The following is a 15840-nucleotide window of genomic DNA, read 5'->3' as shown; positions in this document are numbered from 1 at the left end:
GTACAGCACAGCGTCGAAGTCGGCCGGGTTGTAGTCCGCAACGGTGCGGGTATTGGCCAACTGGGCGGCGATCCGCGGGTCGCTGAGGAACTCGTTCTGGCCGGCGTCGTCGACGTCGCGGCCGTCCTGCGGCGGGACACCGCCCTTGACCGAAGCCAGGTCAACGTCGTAGCCGGCGTCGGTGAGAACCTTCCACGGGTGGGCCGCTTCGTTGACATAGAAACCGGTGCTGCGGACGCCGCCGAGGTCGGCGTGGCTGGTCAAGATGAACAGAACACGTCCATTGCTTTGGGTACAACACGACTCTGATTGCGTGCAACATCAGCACTATCGCGAGCACCGTGAGCGAAAGGACCGAGAGGGCCACCGCAGCGGGGCGAAGCGCATCCGACGTGATGAAAAGGACGAGCGCGAATCCCTGAATTCCCATCGCCGGCCCGAACAATGGCGCAGGAAGCACGGGCAGATCGATTCTGTTGATGGCCAACGCTCCCCCCAGTTCGGTTCGAGACCGCCTGCAATGCCGAGACTTTCGCGGCGGGCCCCCCGACCCGTGCGCAACCGTAGCCGAACGGCATTGGGCCAACGACCCGAGGAACTTCTGTACATCTCATATCGGCCATAAGGATTGTTATTTGCTGTTCCCGGCATAGTCCTGTAATGCGCGAAACGCTGTGTGCCGAATTCGACTGCACCGCATCATGTTCGACTCGAATAAGGAACTCCGCCGGAGGAGAGGCATTGGGCAGCAATGAAATTGAATTGGAAATCGATTAATAGCCCGCCGTTCGCTACGGGATCGATCGCTGCCGTTAACGCTTCAAGTCTTGATCAATATCGGAAATCCAGCCGAGGATTCTGCGAACCCCGGACGAAATGTCCGGTCCGCCAACCCGTCCCGAGCAACACCTTGGCCATCACCCAGCCCCAGAGGGCCAGCGGGCGGCGCTGCGGCATCGCGAAACTCGTCGCTGTGATCAAGATCACTAGGTAACTCCAGGTCACAGGTAGATAACAAGACACGCGTCTTGTTACTTTCCGGTAGCCGATTTGTGGCGCCCGCCATGATCGCGGACTCCGAGTCGGCCACGACACTCGTGCGACGGTGCCCGGGTGCTGCCAAAGGGGAGTCAACTTGCAGAACCGATTACAGCGCCGCCGCCGGACCTTGTTCGCCACCGCACTCGCATGCACCACTGCAATCGTGGCCGCCGCTGTTGGAGCGCCGCAGGCCGCTGCGAATCCGGTCAGCGCCTTCTATTACGCGCCGGCGCAGTTCGACACCGCGGTCGGCTCGATCATCAAGACCGAACCGATGCAGGTGATCGCCGCGCCGCCGATCGGGCCGTGGCCGGTGCCCGCGCAGAAGGTCCTGTACACCTCGCGTCTGCAGGACGACTCGCCGGTCGCCGTTTCCGGGGTATACGTCGAGGCGACCACGCCTTGGCAGGGTCCCGGTCCGCGTCCCACTGTCATCGTCGCCCCGGGCACGATGGGCCAGGGTGACCAGTGCGCCGCATCGGTCGCGCTGTCCCTGGGTCTGGCCCTCCAGCCGGAGAAGCTGTCGTTGTCGGCCAGCCAGGAATCGCTCTCCGTTGATACCTGGCACGCACTGGGCGCCCGCGTGTTCGTCACCGACTATGTCGGCCTCGGCACGCCCGGCATCCACACCTACACGAACCGCCGCGAACAGGCACACGCCGTGCTCGACGGCGCGCGTGCGGCGCAGAAGCTCGGCAAGTACGGACCGGAGACCCCGCTGCTGTTCTGGGGCTACTCGCAGGGCGGCGGCGCGACCGCCGCAGCGGCCGAGCTGGCGCCGGAGTACGCGCCGGAACTGAACGTCAAGGGTGTCTGGGCCGGCGGCCCGACTGCCGACCTGCGCGCAGTGATCGACCGGATCGACGGCGCGCTCATCGGTGCCGCTATTGGGTACGCGATCAACGGCTTCGTCGCCCGCTACCCGGAGCTGCAGCGCGCGCTCGACGAGACGGTCTCGCCCCAGGGCCGCGCCGTGCTGAACAAGGCCAGTGAGGGCTGCATCGGCGACATCGTGCTCCAGCAGCCGTTCGTGAAGACAACGACCCTCACCAAGGACGGGCGCTCGCTCGCAGCTCACCTCAAAGAGATCCCCGAGTCCGCAAAGGTCTTCGCCGACCAGCGGATCGGCAACCTGCGTCCCAAGGCCCCGGTGCTCATCACCAGCGGCCGCAATGACGACACCGTTCCGTACGGCCAGGCACGCCAACTCGCCAACGACTGGTGCGACAAGAACGCCACGGTGACCTTCCGGACCAACGAACTGCCGCCGATCCTGCCCGGCACCACGATTCCGGGTCACTTCGGTCCCGAACTGATCGACGGCTACGCCGGCCCGGTCATCCCGTACCTCATGGATCGTCTGGCCGACAAGCCGATCTCGGGCTGCTCGATCGACTGATCGAGTACTGAGTCACCCAACGTGAAGGGCCCTGCCGACCTTGGTCGGCAGGGCCCTTTCTGCGAGCGAGTGACGGGATTCGAACCCGTGTAAACGCCCACGCAGCGCGTTCTCTCGGTGGATGCTGTCGGCCTTAATGGTCGACAGACCAGGATTCTTCGGACATACTGCGCCTCGAATTCACCTCCCCTGGGTGAAGTTCGCAGATATGGAGAACGTATGCGCAAGACCCTGGCCACCGTTGTGCTTGGTGCCGCCCTCATCGCAGCGGCCGGACCTGCCGCAGCGACCACCCTGCCCCAAGAACACATGGCCTATGGCACCGTCCCTTCGACGGGGTCGGTTGATCCGTCGACACCATTAGGGGGTTGGCTTAACGGCACCATCCCTTCGACGGGGTCGGTTGATCCGTCGACACCATTAGGGATTTGGCTTAACGCTTCGGCGATTGCGGGAAACATCATCGCGAACCTCTGGAACAACGGCTCGAGCATACTTTCGTGACTGGATCCCTGCGGACCTTTGTCCATGGGTGGTGATCCCGCTTGCTGGGACTGACCAATGGGTTGACGTAGGGGCCACTGAATTGGCGTAGGGCCTATTCGACGATCTGTTCTAGGGCTCGGCGGCGTACGTCCGCTGTACCTCCGCCGGAGGTATTCAAGGGTTGATCGGTTGGTGCCCGGCGGTGCGCAAAGATGGGGTGTTGCGCGCACCGCCAGGCCTCTGACTGCTGAAACGAACCAGCAAAAGGGCCCCCAAGCTGGGGGCCCACTGCGAGCGAGTGACGGGATTCGAACCCGTGTAAACGGCTTTGCAGGCCGGTTGAGCCGTTAGCTGGCGGTAACTAGAGAGGCTTATCTGCACTGGTAACAGCGTTTTCGTGGGGTTGCCCTCGGTTCGCTGGCTCGACCCGTACCTCCGCCGTACCTCCATGCGCGGCGGCGACCAGCATCCCGAGCCGGGGCTACGGGTTCGATGCAAGTTGTCGGCTGCACTATCACCAGAGGTAGATGCGACCCTTTCGGGGCCACCACCGCCACTCCGATGACTCCACACCCCCGGCACCAGCGCGGCGCGCGTGAATCTCCACATCCACAACCAGGACGTTGCGTAGCCTCACGATATGCTTGCGATCACATCCTGGGACGGCCCACTGCCGCCGGTCATGAATGCATGGTCCGTAGTTGGTCGGCTGCGACATCAGCAAGAACTCCAACGCAAACGCCTTAAAGCGGCGCGCCACCGAGAACAAATTCGCTTTGCGAAGCGACGCGACCGCGAGCCGCTCTCAGAGTTCCTAATAGCCACCGAAAGCACCGACCGTCAGATGATCGATTACCGGGCGGTCGCGACACCGCGCGTTGTAGCACTTGTATTCGCCCAGCCGCGGACTGCACCGATTGAAACACTTCGACATTCGCGGGACTACTTCGATATTCGAACTGGAGACACGTGGGATCTCTTCTTCCCCGGATATTACAACTCCAAGCGAGCGATAAACGCCGACTCACGTATGCAGCTTGTAAGTGCCGTCGAAAGGCTTCGAATGGAAGACATTACAGGTCAGGCCAGTAATGAGCTGAACTGGTATTTTGATTCATTTGCGTTTAACCAAATGCGGAAAGAGTTGGAGGATTACACCGAGGGAAAATGGGCCTACAGTGGCCGACCAGAACTCGTCCTTCTCAACTCGATGGTTCCGACGTCTGGCCCGCCGCTAATTGATTGGCCTTCCGTTCAATCGGGCCCAATAATTGGCGATCTCACCTTGACAATCGAGGAAATAGTGGAAGCAGTCTCCGGCGACCTGGAACGACAAGAGGAAGATCCCCACTATGGCGTAGAAAAAGTCATTCTTGGCGACTCACCGGAAAACGACAGCTTCGCTTCAAAGGTATTGATCGGAGCACTCGGCGGAATGATAGCCGCACTCGGCAAGGGCGCTCTAGGGCTCTAGCCTCGCAACCGCACTACGTTCTCCGCTGCCGGAGCGTTTATCGCGCCCAGCGCAGCCATTGCCTCGGAGTGGTCGTCGTGTAACAGGCGCGCGTACACACCCAACGTGACGTTGGTGTTGGCGTGCCCCATGAACTTGCTGAGCATGAACGGCTGAATACCCGCCGCGATGCATAGGCTGGCGTAGGTGTGCCGCAAGCTGTGGAAGGTGCACCCAGGCGCAATCCCGGCACCAGCCAGGTTGGCCCGCAACAGCGCAGGCCGGTACACCCCGCCGTAGAAGTTGCGTTGCAACACAGGCGTTTTCCAATCGAGGATCAGCCGGGCCTGCGCGCCTTCAACCGGCTGCCGCGCGGCTTGCTCGGCAGCCGTCATCCTGTGCCCCACGCGGGGTCCGCTGGTATGCACCGGCGACTTGCGGCCTGTTGGCTTGATGGGCCGTAATCGGCTCGCCGGAAACAACGGTGCGCTCGGATCGTGGTCCGGGGTTCAACTTGCCGTTGCGGCGCGGTCCAAATGGATGCGCTGCCAGGTAGTCGCTTAGCACCGCCACCGTAGGCGGCGGTAGCGGTACCCGCCGCCGACTGCCCCTGGTCTTGGGCGTGTCGTAGACGACCTCGGGCTTGGTTTCGCCTGCCCGACGACCCGGCGTCTTGGCTTCCGGTGTTGCCAGCGGCCCGTACTTCACCAACACCGTGCGCTGCACGTCAACAGAGCCGGGGCGGGTTGTCAGCCTTGGCGACGGCAGGTGCACGTCGCCAACTTGCAACCCGGCCAGCTCGGCAGCCCGCAACCCCGACCACGCAGCCAGGTGCACCAGCACGTCGTACGGCCACGGCGTTGCCTCTACGAGGGCAGCGACTTGCTCCGCTGTGAGGAACTGCGCCAGGTCCACCACCCCATCCGGTGTCCGGCGCGCGGCCTTGGCGAGAGCGGAGCCGCCGGCCGACACCGCAGCCGTGGCGGTGCGGTCTGTCGGGAGCTTGACATGGGCGCACGGGTTCGACGGAATGCGGCCATCGGCTACCGCCTGGTCAAGCACCTGCTTCAGCACGAAGTACCCGTGCCGGATAGTGCTGGGGCGCTTACCGGCCTGTACCCGCTGGTCCGCCCACGCGGCGATGCCCTCGCGGGTGATCTTGTTTAGCGCGTACCCGCCGAATGTGGCATCGAGACTCGCTGTGGGGCTGAGGATGTACTCGTACGACTGCCGCGTACGGGGCTTCAGGTCTACGCGGCTTTCCAGCCACGTCCGCGCCGCCTCTCGGAAAGGCAACTTGCCCGCGCTCGGGTCGTACGCGGTGCCTCGGTTCTGTTTGTGGTCCAGGTCGTTCGCATAAGCCTCCGCTTGCTTCTTCGTCCGGAATCCGGACTTGCTGCGCCCCTTACCGTCTGGCGTGCGCCACTTCACCACGTAGACGGTGCTGCCGTCGCCGTTGGTGCGCTTCTGCACGTGCGCCATCAGGCCGCCGCCTGCGCCGCTGCCGTCAGGCCGAGCCGCCTCAGCGCACTGCGGACGGTGGAGTAATGCCAGGTGTCGCCCCCGGTGGCGGTTGGTACGCCCTCTACCGTCAACTGATTGGCGATGGCCTTGGCCCCGAGCCCTGCCGCATGCAGCACCTGGATGCGGCGCTGGGTCGCGGGGGCTATCAGCCTGCCTCGTCCCTGTTGCCGCTGCGCTTCAAGTCCTTCGCGGGTGCGCTCGGCAATCTTGCGGCGCTCCTCGGCTGCTACGGCCAGTCGCACGTCCGCGACCAAACGCTGGCTCGGGTCGCCGCTGTCGGCACCGTTGCAGTCCATCAGCCGCCACCCGTAGCGCTCTGCCCGCTTGAAAAGCTGTGCCGCGTCCAGCTGGTCGCGGGTGGCGCGGTCCAGTGCCCGCACCAGCAGCACGTCGGCAACGCCGTTCTCAATCGCGGCGATGGCCACAGACCTGCCGTGCATCTGGTCCGCCTTGGCCCCGCTGACCGCATCCATCGTCACGGTCAACAGCTCGTGCCCGTTGGTATCGCACCAGCGCCCCAACGCTTCTCGCTGAGCCGCGAGGCCCCACCCGTCGTCACCTTGCGCCTTGGTACTGACCCGCACGTACCCGATTATCCGCATACCTGTTCTCTCCCTGGAAGTTTGACCTTGGGGCAGTTGCCCCGTGGGGGTGTAGCAACACGAGGCTGGTGACGCCCCTTACACCCCCAAGCTTACCCTCGTCAACGGTTCCTTGACACCGAGTATTCTTGTCTCCCTTGACTGTTCGTGGTGCTGCCGTGACGCGCCGCTGCGCCGTGCCGGTACCGGGGGTACCCGTGGGCACCGCTGGGGCAAGCCCATGCCGCTACGGGGCAATCCAGGGCCGTTTACGGCTGCCGTGGCGTTGCCACGCGGCTACTGCTGCGGCGCGTTGTGGAGAATGCTGAGCGCCTGCTCCAGCGGCATCAAGCCCTCGGGCTCCGGTGAGGCCGGGGTCTCGCGATGGCGTGGTGCCGCCTCGACGCCTCCGACGTCTCGGGCGTCCACCTCGGCGTCGATGATGTCCAGTTCCGTTGCGCCCCAAAGGTTGCTGTTGTCGGCTCCGGTGTCGCCGGCTCCGATGTCGCCCTCGTCGGGGTAGCCCCGGCGCGAGCGGCTGTCGGCACGGCTACCGCCCGTTACCGCCGCCGCCAGGATCTGCTCGTACGCCTTGGTCGGGCCGACTTCCACTTCCACCGCCGTCTTCGCGCCGAGGCCCGCGCGGTCCAGCGCGTCGCGGGTAGCGGCCAGCTTCACGCCGTCGGCCACATCGTCGTCCACCGCGATCTTGAGAAGGTTCTTCGCCATGCGGTCAGCCGCCATTTCCAGCCGGACACGGGCGGCTTGCTTCACCTGCGGGGCTGCGCCGCCGTGCTGCCCGCACTGCCTCGGCCGGACGGAAGCTCAAACCGTAAGCCTCGGGGGATCGGCCTGCCCCGAGTCCGCGCCCGGTGCGATCGGAGACACCGGGCGCGGTGCTGTGCGCTGCCAGCGCGCTACGCAGATTTCGGCTCAAGCGAAAGGAAATAACCCGCGTCGATCGCTACGTCTACCTCCAACCTTTTCGTGGTTGTGACTCCAATCTGGTTGTCCTTTAGGAGATCGCACAGCCGGGCGCCGTCAATCAGGTCGATCGGCGGTGCACCGTCGCGGGTCGCCTCGGCCTGAGCATCACTGGTGAACGTGCCCGTCGTGATTAGCAACCCTTTATCCCCGCGACCGGCCATCGCACCGCGGAAGTCACGCACGGCACCAGACCCCACACTTCCTACGTATCGCTTGCATTGGAAGAAGACCTGAAATGACAGCAACGACAACCGATAGACGCCCTGACCGTCTATGCCTCCATCACCAGAACGCCCCGTAACGTGGGTGTTGACGAAGCCTTCCTCCCGCAATAGACGCTGCGCCAACCTCTCAAACGCAGCCGGGGACATCTTCAGCAAGGTATCGAGGAGGGCCTCTTTCCATTCGGATTCCGCGTTCGCGTCCGCTCCCTGTTCAGGGACTTGCGCGCCAGCCGCGACAGCTGGCTTCTGTTTCTTGGCTCGCTTCTTACGTGACTCGTTGACGAATGCGGTGTGCAGAGGCCGCATTTCATTCTCGGTTGCCGCCCGACCCTGCTCGGTGACGCTCCACACGGCGCGCTGACTATTGGTGAGCAGTCCCATTCCCTTGAGATATGTGCGTGCCCAGGCGAGTCGGTACTGCACTTCTGTCGATGGCCCGCCCGAATGCAGGACTGCCTGAACCTCCGGCGACAGGCCCTCGCGTTCGATGACGGCGGCATCGAGTTCTTCGATCGAAGCCGAACCGCCTAGCTCGATAACAGTTTGGAGTGCTGGCCAGAGCAGGTCGTAGTACGACGGCACCTGTGCGGACATGGTTAGCAGCATGTCAGATGCGCTTTCAGCACATCGCCTTGTCACATAGTTCGGGCTAGTCGGCCCTGCGCGGCGCGAGGCGGATACTCGCCGGCCCACCGAGGCGTAAAAACCTTTCGCACAGGCGTTCGAGCAGTACCCCGCGTACCTCCGCTGTACCTCCGCCGCAGGTATTCAAGGGGTGATCGGTTAGTGCCTGGCGGTGCGCAAAAGGTGGTGCGTTGCGCGCACCGCCAGGCCTCTGACCTGCTGAAACGAACCAGCAAAAGGACCCCCACGCTGGGGGTCCACTGCGAGCGAGTGACGGGATTCGAACCCGTGTAAACGGCTTTGCAGGCCGGTGCCTAGCCACTCAGCCACACCCGCAGTGCAGACGACACTGCCAGCCGATTCGTTCGCTGCCCATACTTTCGATCGGCAGGAGCGAAAGCACGGCGTTTGCCGGTTTCTCCTACGGGTATCCGCGCATCACAACCTGCAAAGGAGCCCACCAATGGACGCGGTACTCATAGCCGTCATTGTCGTCGCCGTGATCGTCGTTCTCGCAGTGATCGCTATAGCAGCGCGCCGCAGCAGCCACCGACGTCGCGTGGCGAAGGCGGAAGACCTGCGCCAGCAGGCGATGCTTCGCGAAGCCGAGGCCAAGCAGCGTGAGGCTGGGGCCGCAACGGCCGCGGCGGACGCCAAACAGGCCGAAGCCGATGCGGCCGCCAAGTCCCTGCAGGCCGATCGTCTGCAAGCCGACGCTGCCGCAGCACGTAAGGACGTCGATGAGCAGTTCGAGCGCGCCGCGAAGATCGACCCGCGCGTGGACCACAAGGACTCACGCACCTCAACAGATGAGCGGCAAGCCGGTGCGCATCGGCGCGACACCGAGAAGGTCGATCGGCAATAGCCGGAAGCACTATCGCGGGCAGCGTGACCACGAAAAATCGCCTGCGTGCGATTATTGAGGCATGCCAAGCCAACCGCTACCACTCGACCCGATCGAGGAGGCCCACCGTCAGTGGACCGCCCACGGCTGGGGCGACGTCGCGGATGGAATGGCCGCGGTGACCTCGGTCATGCGCGCACAGCAGATCATGATGGCCCGGGTCGACGAAGTGCTCAAGCCCACCGGACTTACGTTCGCGCGCTACGAGCTTTTGATGCTGCTCAACTTCTCGAAGGTTGGCGCTCTGCCGATGGCGAAAGCCAGTGCGCGGCTACAGGTTCACCCCACCAGCGTCACCAATGCGGTCGACCGCCTCGAGGCGGCGCACCTTGTCAAGCGGGTGCCGCACCCGAGTGACCGGCGCGCGACACTGATCGAAATCACCGAGGCGGGACGGGAACTCGCGCTGAAAGCGACGAAGGAACTGAACGAGCGGGTCTTCGCGGTCCCCGGCCTCGCCGAGGAGCGCATCGACATACTCGTTCGGTCGTTGGCCGAGTTGCGCCGCGCCGCAGGCGACTTCGACAGCGGCGAGCAGTCGACGAAGTGGACCTAGCACCCTTTCAGAACGCCCCGCAGACAAGAAAAATGCGCGCCCTCGGGTGATTTCACCCAAGGGCGCGCATTCGTTCCACAGTCGAATCAGCGGTGCTTGAAGTCCGGCTCCCGCTTGTCGACGAAGGCCGCCATGCCTTCCTTCTGATCCTCGAGCGCGAACAGTGAGTGGAAGACGCGACGCTCGAAGCGCACGCCCTCGGCCAGCGTCGTCTCCAGCGCGCGGTTGACCGCTTCCTTCGCGATCATCGCGACCGGCAACGACTTTGCCGCGATGGTCTCGGCAGCCTTCATCGCCTCGTCGAGGAGCTGATCTGCCGGGACGATCCGGGACACCAGCCCGGCCCGCTCGGCCTCCTCGGCACCCATGTTGCGCCCGGTCAGGACGAGGTCCATGGCCTTCGCCTTGCCGACGGCACGGGTGAGCCGCTGCGAGCCGCCGATGCCCGGGATGACACCGAGGTTGATCTCCGGCTGGCCGAACTTGGCGTTGTCCGCCGCGATCAGAATGTCGCACAGCATCGCCAGTTCACAGCCACCGCCGAGCGCGTAGCCGGCGACCGCCGCGATGGTGGGCTTGCGCGCCGCGGCGAGCCGGTCCCAGCGGGCGAAGAAGTCCCCCATGAACATGTCGATGTAGGACTGCGGCTGCATCTCCTTGATGTCCGCGCCGGCCGCGAAGGCTCGCTCGGAACCGGTGATGACGATCGCGCCGATACCCGGATCCGCCTCGAGATCGTCGAGCGCGACGACGATCTCGTCGAGCACCTGGCTGTTCAGCGCGTTGAGCGCCTTCGGCCGGTTCAGCGTGATGAGCCCGACTCGGCCCTTCTTCTCGAGCAGGATGGTTTCGAACTCGCTCACTATGCAGACTCTCCCGATCGGTTACGAATTTCCGTCACGATAGCGGAGAAGTCCTTGCCGCCGTTCTCCTGCTTGAAGCGGTTGTAGATCTCGGCGGCGTGCAGCCCGAGCTGGCCATCGACCCCATTGGCACGCAGCGCATTCGCGGCCAGACCGAGGTCCTTGTCCATCAGGGCTGTGGCGAAACCGGGCTCGTAGTCGTTGTTGGCAGGGCTGGTCGGCACGGGCCCCGGCACCGGGCAGTAGCTGGTCAGCGACCAGCACTGGCCCGACGCATTGGACGCGACATCGAAGAACGCCTGGTTGCTAAGGCCGAGCTTCTCACCGAGCACGAACGCCTCGCTGATCGCGATCATCGAGATACCGAGCACCATGTTGTTGCAGATCTTCGCGGCCTGGCCGACGCCGTTGTCGCCGCAATGAACGACCTTCGCGCCCATCACGTCCAGCAGCGGCTTGGCCGATTCGAAGTCTTCCGCCGAGCCACCCACCATGAACGCAAGAGTTCCGGCCGCCGCACCCGCGACACCACCGGACACCGGCGCGTCCACGGCGCGGTGACCAGCCTTGTGCGCCAGGTCGGCCGCCGTCTTGGCGTCCGCGACGTCGATTGTCGAGCTGTCGATGAACAGCGTGCCGGGCTTGGCAGCCGCGAGCAGACCGCCGTTGTAGAGGTCGATCACGTGCTTGCCGCTGGGCAGCATGGTGATCACGATGTCGGCGTCGGCGACCGCGGCGTCGGAGCTATCCGCCACCGAGGCGCCGTCCTTCACGGCCTGCTCGAGCGCTGCGGGCGCGAGGTCGAAACCGACGACGCGATAACCGGCCTTGACCAGGTTGGCGGCCATCGGGCCGCCCATGTGACCGAGACCAACAAAGCCGACGGTGGTGTCGGCCGGAGCTGCAGATGTCATTGCCGTCCCTTCTCACCGGCGACTGCGGGCGGCCGCAGGCCGAGTTCACGATCACCAAGGTCGGCGAAGTACGCGTCGACGTCGCTCTTTGCGACGCTCGCCAGGTCCGCCGGCACCCACTGCGGATTGCGATCCTTGTCTACCACCTGGGCCCGAATTCCCTCGACGAAGTCGTGAGATCCGAAGCAGGACAGCGATACTCGGTACTCGTCGTTGAGCACCTCCTCGATCGTCGTCAGGGCCGCCGCGCGACGCAGAGACTTCAACGCGACCTTGACCGCGATCGGCGATTTACCCAGGATCTGCTCGGCGGCCTTGCCGGCCGCTTCACCACCATGCGCCTGCAGGCGGCGCACGATTTCCTCAACGTCGTCTCCGGCGTAGCACTCGTCGATCCAGCCGCGCTGCGACTGCAGCGTTGCCTCCGGCGGCGTCGCGGCGAAACGCCCGAGCGCTGCGTCGACGGCATCGGTGCGCAGTGCATCGAGGAAGTCCGGGACGTCGGCGACCGGAATGAAGTGGTCGGCGAAGCCCATTGCGATCGCGTCACCCGGACCCATCGTGGAGGTGGTGAGCGCGACATGCGTACCGGTCTGGCCCGGCGAGCGCGGCAACAGGTAGGTGCCGCCGACATCCGGCACCAACCCGATGCCGACCTCGGGCATGCCGATCTTCGAGCGCTCGGTGACGATCCGGACGCTGCCGTGCGCCGAAACGCCGACGCCGCCACCCATCACGATGCCGTCCATCACCACGACGTACGGCTTCGGGTAGCGCGCGATAAGGGCATTGAGGATGTACTCGTCGCGCCAGAAGTCGGGCGTTTCGGTACCGCCTGCCTTGGCGTCGTGGTAGATCGAGACGATGTCGCCGCCGGCGCACAGTCCGCGGTCACCCGCGCCTGTGACGACCACCGCGCGAACCTCGTCGTCCTCTGCCCACGCCTGGAGCGCAGGGGTGATCTCCTTGACCATCGCGTGGTTGAGCGCGTTGATGGCCTTCGGACGGTTCAGCGTGATGGCGCCAATGCCGTCCCGCTTTTCGATGATGACTTCGGGCTCGGGGGTCTGCGCCTCCGTCATGCCGCGCCCACCACCGCTCGCGCGATAACCACTCGCATGATCTCGTTGGTTCCTTCCAGAATTTGGTGCACCCGCAGGTCACGCACGATCTTTTCGATTCCGTACTCGCTGAGGTAGCCGTAGCCACCGTGCAGCTGCAGCGCCTCGTTCGCGACCTCGAAGCCGGCGTCCGTGGCGAATCGCTTTGCCATGGCACACAATTCGACCTTGTCGGCCGCGTCGCGGTCGAGCGCCTCGGCCGCACGCCACAGCAGTGAGCGACCAGCCTCGAGCTCGGTGCGCATGTCCGCGAGGCGGAACTGCAGCGCCTGCTGGTCGACCAGCCGCTTGCCGAAGGCCTTCCGCTCGCGGAGATAGGTGACGGTGCGGTCGAGAGCCGACTGCGCCCCACCCATCGACGCGGCGGCGATGTTGAGCCGACCACCGTTGAGCCCGGCCATCGCGATCCGGAAGCCGTTGCCCTCGGCGCCGATCAGGTTCTCGGCTGGAACGCGCACGTCCTCCATGATGACCTGCCGGGTGGGCTGGGCATTCCAGCCCATCTTCTTCTCGTTCGCGCCGAAAGACAGCCCAGGCGTGTCCTTTTCGATGATGAACGTCGAAATGCCCTTGGCGCCGGTGTCACCCGTGCGTGCCATCACGACGTAGATGTCCGACGTACCCGCACCCGAGATGAACTGCTTCACGCCGTTGAGCACGTAGTCGTCCCCGTCGCGCACCGCTTTCGTGCTCAGCGCTGCGGCGTCGGACCCGGCATTGGGCTCGGTGAGGCAGTAGCTCGACAGCAGCTCCATCGAGCAGAGCCGGGGCACGAAGCGCCGGCGCTGCTCGTCGGAACCGAACTCGTCGATCATCCACGTGGCCATGTTGTGGATCGAGATGTACGCCGAGATCGCCGGGCAGCCGGTGGCCAGCTGCTCGAAGATCCGTACCGCGTCCAGGCGGCGCAGGCCGGACCCACCGACGTCCTCCCGGATGTAGATGCCGCCCATCCCGAGTCCCGCGGCCTTGCGCAGGACGTCGACCGGGAAGTGCTTGGTCTCGTCCCACTCCACCGCGTTCGGTGCGAGGTACTCGTCGGCGAAGTCGCGCGCGGTCTCGACGATCGCGCGCTCGTCGTCGCTCAGTTGGAACATGGGCCTAGTCCATGGTCGGGATCACGAAGTGGTCGGCGTTCTCCTTGAGTCCGGAGGGCCAGCGCTGCGTGACCGTCTTGGTCTTGGTGTAGAACTTGATCGAATCCGGGCCGTGCTGGTTCAGGTCGCCGAATCCGGACGCCTTCCAGCCACCGAACGTGTGGTACGCGATCGGCACCGGGATCGGGACGTTGACGCCGACCATGCCGACCTGGACGCGGGTCGCGAAGTCACGCGCGGTGTCACCGTCGCGGGTGAAGATCGCAACGCCGTTGCCGAACTCGTGCTCGGACGGCAACCGCAGCGCCTCCTCGTAGTCGTGCGCGCGCACAACCATGAGGGCGGGGCCGAAGATCTCTTCCTTGTAGATCCGCATTTCCGGCGTGACCTTGTCGAACAGCGTTGCGCCGGTGAAGAACCCGTCTTCCGCGCCCTCGACCTTGAAGCCGCGGCCATCGACCACAAGGTCCGCGCCCTCGTCGACGCCTATCTGCACGTAGTTGGTGACGCGCTCGACGGCTTCCCTGGTGATGAGGGGGCCGAAGTCGACACCCTTCTCATCGCTGCGGCCGATGTTGAGCTTGCGGACCCGCTCGGTCAGCTTCTGGACCAGCTTGTCCGCGGTCTCCTCGCCGACGGGCACAGCGACGGAGATCGCCATGCAGCGCTCACCGGCCGAGCCGTAGCCGGCGCCGATCAGCTGATCCGCGACATCGTCGAGGTCGGCGTCCGGCATGACGATCGCGTGGTTCTTCGCGCCGCCGAAGCATTGCGCGCGCTTACCGTTCGCGGTCGCCGTCTCGTAGATGTACTGCGCGATCGGGGTGGAGCCGACGAAGCCGACGGCCTTGATCCGCTCGTCGTGCAGCAGCGCGTCGACCGCTTCCTTATCGCCATTGACGACGTTGAAGACGCCGGCGGGCAGGCCTGCCTCGATGAACAGCTCCGCCAGGCGCAGCGGCACCGAAGGGTCACGCTCGGACGGCTTGAGCACGAAGGCGTTGCCGCACGCCAGCGCCGGGCCGGCCTTCCAGAGCGGGATCATCGCCGGGAAGTTGAACGGGGTGATGCCCGCGACGACACCGAGCGGCTGGCGCATCGAGTAGACGTCGATGCCGGTGCCGGCGCTCTCGGTGTACTCGCCCTTGAGCAGGTGCGGGATACCGGTAGCGAACTCGATGACCTCGAGGCCGCGCTGGATGTCGCCCTTCGCGTCGGGCACGGTCTTGCCGTGCTCGGAGGACAGCAGCTCCGCAAGCGAGTCCATCTCGTCCTGAACGAGGGCGAGGAAGCGCATCAGCACGCGTGCGCGACGCTGCGGGTTGAACGCCGCCCACTCTTTCTGCGCCTCGGCGGCGTTGGCGATGACGGCCTGCACCTCTGCGGTGGTCGCCAACGGCACGCGGGCCTGGACCTCGCCCGTATTCGGGGCGAAGACGTCAGCGAAGCGGCCCGAGGTTCCTTCGATGTGCTTGCCACCGACAAAGTGCGTCAGTTGTCGAACCATTGGTCCATCCATTCTTTGATTCGCGTCATGGGCTGGGCTGCCAAACGAGGCCGCCTGCGAGTTAAGGATGTCTACCATCCTATAGTTGGACGTCCATCAATGTCCACATCGGATTGATCCCGCTACCGGTCGAGTGAGAGAGTCCATAGCCATGGTTGCCACAACTGCTGCCCGCCAAAAGTTCGACGAATTGCGCGCCCAGGAGTCCGGGGTGTCGCCCGCCGAACTCGACGATCTGTGGGCCCGGCTCGCCCCCGCCCGCGCCGAGGACATCCTCGGCGAGTGGAAGGGTGACGACTTCGCCACCGGTCATCGCCTGCACGATCAGCTGATCGCGAGCCAGTGGTTCGGCAAGACGTTCGTCAGCGCCTTCGACGCGAAGCCGCTGATCTGCCGCGACGCCGGCGGCAACCTGTACTCGGACAAGAAGACGGGCAATGGCGAAGCAACGCTGTGGAACATCGAGTTCCGCGGCGAGGTCACGGCAACCATGGTCTACAACGGCGCGCCGATCTTCGACCACTTCAAGAGGGTCGACGCCAACACCCTTATGGGCATC

General features: G+C 64.8%; 18 protein-coding genes and 1 tRNA gene. 6 read left to right on the top strand and 13 right to left on the bottom strand.

Annotation, left to right across the window (positions count from 1 at the left end):
• The coding region (locus A8G08_RS00600; RefSeq protein ID WP_483757001.1) for a type 1 glutamine amidotransferase family protein at nt 1–264 on the bottom strand (264 nt) is incomplete at its 3' end.
• A gap of 567 nt (nt 265–831) precedes the next feature.
• Entirely contained in the window at nt 832–987 is a 156-nt protein-coding gene (locus A8G08_RS26950; protein ID WP_157108339.1) for a hypothetical protein, read from the bottom strand.
• Nucleotides 988–1168: 181 nt separating this feature from the next.
• On the opposite strand from A8G08_RS26950, the gene A8G08_RS00595 reads away from it, so the two are divergent.
• From A8G08_RS00595 to A8G08_RS26940, 3 genes are all read left to right on the top strand, one after another.
• Nucleotides 1169–2440 carry a lipase family protein gene (locus tag A8G08_RS00595; RefSeq protein ID WP_068268913.1) on the top strand — a complete coding sequence of 424 codons (1272 nt, stop codon included), beginning with the start codon at nt 1169–1171 and terminating at the stop codon, nt 2438–2440.
• 219 nt (nt 2441–2659) lie between these two features.
• A complete protein-coding gene (locus A8G08_RS26945; RefSeq protein WP_157108338.1) occupies nt 2660–2944 on the top strand; it encodes a hypothetical protein in 285 nt (94 codons plus the stop codon).
• A 622-nt stretch (nt 2945–3566) separates the two neighbouring features.
• Nucleotides 3567–4400: a hypothetical protein gene (locus A8G08_RS26940; RefSeq protein ID WP_157108337.1), complete on the top strand. Its 834-nt coding sequence runs from the start codon at nt 3567–3569 to the stop codon at nt 4398–4400.
• On the opposite strand, the gene A8G08_RS26440 is transcribed toward A8G08_RS26940, so the two are convergent.
• From A8G08_RS26440 to A8G08_RS00565, 6 genes are all read right to left on the bottom strand, one after another.
• Nucleotides 4397–4774: a tyrosine-type recombinase/integrase gene (locus A8G08_RS26440; RefSeq protein WP_084435839.1), complete on the bottom strand. Its 378-nt coding sequence runs from the start codon at nt 4772–4774 to the stop codon at nt 4397–4399. The two genes, A8G08_RS26940 and A8G08_RS26440, sit on opposite strands and share 4 nt — an antisense overlap.
• Nucleotides 4737–5861, bottom strand: a complete 1125-nt coding sequence (locus A8G08_RS00585) for an Arm DNA-binding domain-containing protein (RefSeq protein ID WP_084435838.1) — start codon at nt 5859–5861, stop codon at nt 4737–4739. Before A8G08_RS00585 ends, A8G08_RS26440 begins: the two co-directional genes overlap by 38 nt.
• Entirely contained in the window at nt 5861–6505 is a 645-nt protein-coding gene (locus A8G08_RS00580) for a recombinase family protein (protein WP_084435837.1), read from the bottom strand. Before A8G08_RS00580 ends, A8G08_RS00585 begins: the two co-directional genes overlap by 1 nt.
• Before the next feature lie 276 nt (nt 6506–6781).
• A complete protein-coding gene (locus A8G08_RS00575; RefSeq protein WP_068268911.1) occupies nt 6782–7258 on the bottom strand; it encodes a hypothetical protein in 477 nt (158 codons plus the stop codon).
• A 143-nt stretch (nt 7259–7401) separates the two neighbouring features.
• Entirely contained in the window at nt 7402–8301 is a 900-nt protein-coding gene (locus A8G08_RS00570; protein WP_068268909.1) for a restriction endonuclease, read from the bottom strand.
• 283 nt (nt 8302–8584) lie between these two features.
• A tRNA-Cys gene (locus tag A8G08_RS00565) sits at nt 8585–8655 on the bottom strand.
• Nucleotides 8656–8782: 127 nt separating this feature from the next.
• Between A8G08_RS00565 and A8G08_RS00560 the strand changes: the two genes are divergently transcribed.
• On the top strand, nt 8783–9184 hold the full coding sequence (locus tag A8G08_RS00560; protein WP_068268904.1) for a hypothetical protein: 402 nt from the start codon (nt 8783–8785) through the stop codon (nt 9182–9184).
• 61 nt (nt 9185–9245) lie between these two features.
• Nucleotides 9246–9779, top strand: coding sequence for a MarR family winged helix-turn-helix transcriptional regulator (locus A8G08_RS00555; protein WP_068268903.1), 534 nt, complete (start codon nt 9246–9248; stop codon nt 9777–9779).
• 86 nt (nt 9780–9865) lie between these two features.
• On the opposite strand, the gene A8G08_RS00550 is transcribed toward A8G08_RS00555, so the two are convergent.
• The 5 genes from A8G08_RS00550 to A8G08_RS00530 are packed head-to-tail and all read right to left on the bottom strand — an operon-like array spanning nt 9866 to nt 15281.
• A complete protein-coding gene (locus A8G08_RS00550; protein ID WP_068268902.1) occupies nt 9866–10642 on the bottom strand; it encodes an enoyl-CoA hydratase in 777 nt (258 codons plus the stop codon).
• The gene (mmsB, locus tag A8G08_RS00545) at nt 10642–11556 is read right to left on the bottom strand and encodes a 3-hydroxyisobutyrate dehydrogenase (RefSeq protein ID WP_068268900.1); all 915 of its coding nucleotides are present in this window, start codon (nt 11554–11556) and stop codon (nt 10642–10644) included. The genes A8G08_RS00550 and mmsB overlap by 1 nt, the downstream gene beginning before the upstream one ends.
• Nucleotides 11553–12638: an enoyl-CoA hydratase/isomerase family protein gene (locus A8G08_RS00540; RefSeq protein ID WP_068268898.1), complete on the bottom strand. Its 1086-nt coding sequence runs from the start codon at nt 12636–12638 to the stop codon at nt 11553–11555. Before A8G08_RS00540 ends, mmsB begins: the two co-directional genes overlap by 4 nt.
• Nucleotides 12635–13774: an isobutyryl-CoA dehydrogenase gene (locus A8G08_RS00535; RefSeq protein ID WP_068268897.1), complete on the bottom strand. Its 1140-nt coding sequence runs from the start codon at nt 13772–13774 to the stop codon at nt 12635–12637. The genes A8G08_RS00540 and A8G08_RS00535 overlap by 4 nt, the downstream gene beginning before the upstream one ends.
• 4 nt (nt 13775–13778) lie before the next feature.
• On the bottom strand, nt 13779–15281 hold the full coding sequence (locus A8G08_RS00530) for a CoA-acylating methylmalonate-semialdehyde dehydrogenase (RefSeq protein WP_068268895.1): 1503 nt from the start codon (nt 15279–15281) through the stop codon (nt 13779–13781).
• Between the two features lie 151 nt (nt 15282–15432).
• On the opposite strand from A8G08_RS00530, the gene A8G08_RS00525 reads away from it, so the two are divergent.
• Nucleotides 15433–15840, top strand: a 408-nt coding sequence (locus A8G08_RS00525; protein ID WP_068268914.1) for a DUF4334 domain-containing protein, incomplete at its 3' end; no start/stop codon positions are given.

It is taken from the genome of Aldersonia kunmingensis (assembly GCF_001646865.1).
Classification (GTDB): domain Bacteria; phylum Actinomycetota; class Actinomycetes; order Mycobacteriales; family Mycobacteriaceae; genus Aldersonia; species Aldersonia kunmingensis.
The sequence above is the reverse complement of the archived record's forward strand: the minus strand, read 5'-3'. Positions and strand labels throughout refer to the sequence as shown.